At 57.6% G+C, this 4,617-nt stretch carries 2 protein-coding genes; both read left to right on the top strand.

All coding sequences use genetic code 11. From position 1 onward, the window contains the following. Positions 1–1,190: 1,190 nt before the first annotated feature. Positions 1,191–1,334, top strand: coding sequence for a hypothetical protein (locus Q0Z94_RS11035; protein ID WP_298069679.1), 144 nt, complete (start codon positions 1,191–1,193; stop codon positions 1,332–1,334). A gap of 3 nt (positions 1,335–1,337) precedes the next feature. Then, entirely contained in the window at positions 1,338–1,580 is a 243-nt protein-coding gene (locus Q0Z94_RS11900; protein WP_366517617.1) for a helix-turn-helix domain-containing protein, read from the top strand. Positions 1,581–4,617 lie beyond the last annotated feature (3,037 nt).

The following is a 4,617-nucleotide window of genomic DNA, read 5'->3' as shown; positions in this document are numbered from 1 at the left end:
AGCCATGGCAGGGGAGGGGGCTTTCTCTGCCGTACTCTGTATTTTGCGGACCCACCGTCTCCTCAGACATCCACTCCCATGTCCCCATACTTCGCGTCCTGCCCCCCGGACCAGTCCCTTGTGTCGTCTCACGGCTCTCTGCCCCCCACACATCTCGCTCCTGGGCAGTATGGAAACGGGAGAGAGGGGAGACCTGAGAGGGAGGGCCTAGCACCCTTCTCTATGCTTACCCAGAACCGCGGCTCACCCGGAACCGTAGGGTCGTTCCGCCGCTGCCGATCCAAAACTGTTGTGTGCATGATTTACTGCGGCTCCACTATGCACCGCCTTCGCTATTTCGCTCCGGCAGTGCGCTTTTGTCTGTAGGGACTTGCACGCTCAGGCGCAGCCCCTGGCATTTTGGCGGGCGGCTCTGACGCCTGTGCTTTCGGAGACTGCCGGAGACTCTGACATCCAGTTCACTGCGCCCTTCCTTACGCCTACCTGGAAACGCGGCTCGGCCGAAATCGTAGGGGCGCTCTGCCGCTGCTGGATGGGAACTGTAGTGAGTCGGGCTTCATGCGGCATCGCTGTGCAGCCTCCGCTATGCCGCTCCGGCTGCGCTCTTATGTTGAGCCTTTTTCGCAGAGGCGCTGCCCCTGACACCTGGCGGGCGTCCCAGGCATTCTTGTTCCCTCGACGCATCCGTAACTGTGGGACTGAGCATTTTCCCGGTCATCCCGGCAAGGACGCAAGCGTTCCGTCTTCTGCCGTCTTACCGCACTGTGGACGTGCGGAGCCTCCCGGATGACTGTGGCGTGACTTCGGTATCCCAGATGCCGGCGCGATCACCACCTTGCTGTAGGCTGTCCCAAATCCCATCGCCCTTCTTTACGCATACCCGAAATCGTGGCTCACCCGGAACCGTAATATCGTTCCGCCGCTGCCAGTCCGAAACTGTTGTGTGAATGACTCACCGCGGCTCCACTTTGCAATCTCCGCTATGCCGCTCCGACTGCGCTATTACATTGAGCCTTTTACGCTCAGGCGCAGCCCCTGACATCTGGCGGGCGTACATGTTGTCCACTCTTTTACCGCCTCCGAGGAGCCATGATATCCAGAACCGTTTCATCGCTGCAGACTTTACAACTACGATTGGATCGTATATGATGGCAGTGAAGAGAGGTCATGCTATGAGGAGAGAGCCTATATTGACCTCCGAGTTGTGCGAGGGCGAGAAGAAGACGCTTCACAAACTGGTCATCATCAAGAAGGAGGATCGACCTATGGGGGATAAGAGCTACTACGAGTCCCTGAAAGCTAGTCTGGAAGATGCCGTGGCCTTTGCGCAGTGAGATATGTCCCGGTGCCGAGTCGTCGTTCGTGAGAGTCCTGTTCCGGAGTACAAGGCTGAAGATGTTGCCCGGATCAGGAAGTCACTGGACCTGTCCCAGCGGACGCTGGCCAATGCGCTTGGCGTGTCCACACGGACGGTGGAGGCGTGGGAGGCTGGCAGGAACGTGCCGTCCGGTGCAGCCCGGCACCTGCTGTACCTGTTCGACTGCGACCACTCGCTGGTCGATAAGCTCATCGTTAGATGACCGGCTCCAGGAGAAGGACAAAAAGGCCCCCACAAGGGGCCTTTTGTCCTGCCCACATCCATCCCACACTTACTGCGCCGACGTTTCCACAGGACACTAACCCTCACATCACCCTAACATCACCCTCACATCCCGGCGCCCTTCTTTACGCCTGCCCGAAACCGCAGCTCACCCGGAACCGTAGTATCGTTCCGCCGCTGCCAGTCCAGAACTGTTGTGTGAATGACTCACCGCGGCTCCACTCTGCACTGCCTTCGCTATCTCGCTCCGGCAGTGCGCTTTTGTCTGTAGGGACTTGCACGCTCAGGCGCAGCCACAAGCATCCTGGCGGGCGACGCATACAGTTGCGTCTTTCCGTGCATCCGAAACTGCGAGACTGAACATCTTCCCGATCATTCCGGCGGAGACGCAAGCGTTCTGCCTTTTACTGCCTTACCGCACGGTAGACGTGCGGAGCTTTCCGGATGACTGTGGCGTGCCCCGATGCCTAAGATGCCGGCGCGATCACCATCTTGCTGTAGGCTGTCCCAAATCCCATCGCCCTTCTTTGAGATGTTCCAAAACCGCAGCATATCCGAAACCGTAGGGGCGCTCTGCCGCTGTTGGGTGAGGACCGTAGTATGCCTGACCTTATACGGCATCGCTATGCAGTCTCCGCTATGCCGCTCCGACTGCGCTATTACATTGAGCCTTTTACGCTCAGGCGCAGCGTCTGACATCCCGGCGGGCATCCCAGACACCTACGCTTTCAGAGCTTACCGAGAAACTCCGATGTTCGGACCCGGCGCCCTTCTCAATGCTTACCCAAAATCGCAGCTCACCCGAAACCGTAGTATCGTTCCGCCGCTGTCTGTCCGGAACTGTTGTGTACATAACTCGCCGCGGCTCCACTCTGCACAGCCTTCGCTATACCGCTCCGGCCGTGCGCTTTTGTCTGTAAAGACTTACACGCTTGGGCAAAGCCACAAACACCTGGCGGGCGTCCCAATCGCCTTCCTTCGTATGTCCGGAACTACACGACGAAACGTCCCGGTCCTGATCGTTGCGATTTTTTTGAGATGCCCCCTGTACGGCTCCAGGATGCCCTAAAATCGCTTTCAGAAAAAGGGTGTGTCTGTATTCACCTGAATACATGGATGCAGCCAGAATGCCTCCTGCGGCCGCGCAGGGGCATTCCGCTTCTGCAGATATCCATCTCGCTGCAGGCTGTCCCAAATACTTACCTGAGAAGGAACAAATCTCTTCGTTCTCTCTTTTGTCTGTGGCAAAAGTACGCGAATATTTTGGCGCACTGGCCGACTCTCATCCCTGCTCCGACGATCCTCTGTCCCATGGGAGCGGCACACACTCACCGTTGTTCCTCTGCCTGCCCAGACATCCGAACGCCCTTCTCTGTACTGGCCCGGAAATGAGGCTTGCCCGGAACCGCAGGGACGCGCTGCCGCTGCTCGACCGGGACCGTAGTGAACCTGACTTCGTACGGCATCGCCTTGCAACCTCCGCTATACCGCTCTGGCTGCGCTTTTCCATTGAGCCTTTTACGCTCCGGCGCCGCCCCTGGGACCTGGCGGGCGTCCCAAGCATCCATACTTCCAGAGCTTCAGAGAGACCCTGACATCCAGACAATGCGCCCTTCTTTATACTTACCCGAAACCGCGGCTCACCCGGAACCGTAGTATCGTTCCGCCGTTGCTGATCCAGAACTGTTGAGTATGTGATTCACCGCGGCTCCACTCTGCACAGCCTTCGCTATACCGCTCCGTCTGTGAGCTTTTATCTGTAAGGACTTATATGCTTAGGCGAGGCCACAATACCTGACGGGCGCTCCGCATCCATCCTCCTCAGTATATCCGGAGCTACATTCGTTGACATCTCTCCGGTATTCCTGGAAAATACGCGGATGCTCCTTCTTTTACAAGCCTGTCGCATGGTATACGAGCGAAATGTATCAGATGCCTGCGGCGTGCCGGCCGTCGAGGATGCCTGCTCTGGTGGCTGCTTGCTGTAGGCTGTATCAGAATACTGGAAGTTTCGGACTACTCATGATCGAGAGCTTCATACGAGTTCTGATAGCCGCTGTGTCTTTCTTTACGCGGGTCCAAAACGCAATATCTTCGAGACCGAAGGGTCTTTCTGTTGCTTCTGGGCGAATTGCTCGCTCCTTGCAGTCGCGCTTCGCGTCCTCCTCTCAATACGCCGCGGCTATTCTCAGTCTGTAAAGAACGCCAGACGACGGTAAGCCCATTTGCGACATACTGGAGCCATATCTTCCATACCTTCTCATTACGTCCAAACCGCGGCATGAACGTCTTCTCGTTGAAAGCCCCAGGGTCAGTAACGTGACTGCGAGCCATGTCGAGACAGGGCGGCATTGCGGAGCCACAGGCATTTCTTCCCCCCTGCAGCAACAGATTCTTCTTGGGGGCAGCAGTTTCCTTGTATATCGACTGCGGTCGGTGTCGCGGCCCGGCTGCGCTGCAGAGCCGCTGCGGAGATGACGGATGACGCGGCGCCGATTTCGGTGTGACTGTCACGCGGCACGCTTTTTTGCTGCCTGCATGAGCAGTCCCTTCGCGTCTTCGCATGTCATCGTTCCGCCTCCAGCGAGAACTCCCAGCCGACTGCTTTCTGGCCGGGCGTCCGTCCGTACATGTTCACAGCTATTCTGGTCTGCATTTGTTTTGTCGGAGCCCGTGTCGTTGGCAGGATTCCCGTATGCACAAACACAGCAAGCGTGAGATGGCGGAGGAGGGTGCAGTGAAGGCAGGAGAGTCCGCTCCCATTCGGGACGAAAGCCGGACCGGCTCCCGGCATCCCTCAGGCGCCTCGCCTTCTTTCTGATGAGATATGATTGGGATGGTTGAAGATTTTGTCTCTACGGACATTCAGGCATCCACGAAGGCGCCGGCTTCATGTATACGTCTGATGCTTTTTCCGGGGGCATGCCTGAGGAACCCTGGGAGCTGAGATCCGAGTCCTTCTCCGCGGTTTGAGGAAATGAGAGAGGGGATGTCGGAGGCAGACGAGAGAGCCGATG

This window comes from uncultured Mailhella sp. (assembly GCF_947631555.1).
In the GTDB taxonomy this organism is placed as follows: Bacteria; Desulfobacterota; Desulfovibrionia; order Desulfovibrionales; family Desulfovibrionaceae; genus Mailhella.
Note: the sequence above shows the minus strand (reverse complement) of the source record. Positions and strands in the feature narration are given on the sequence as shown.

What these genes read in the sequence shown, in the direction of transcription:
- Q0Z94_RS11900 (WP_366517617.1), top strand. Translation starts at nt 1,338, where the DNA reads ATGTCCCGGTGCCGAGTCGTCGTTCGTGAGAGTCCTGTTCCGGAGTAC.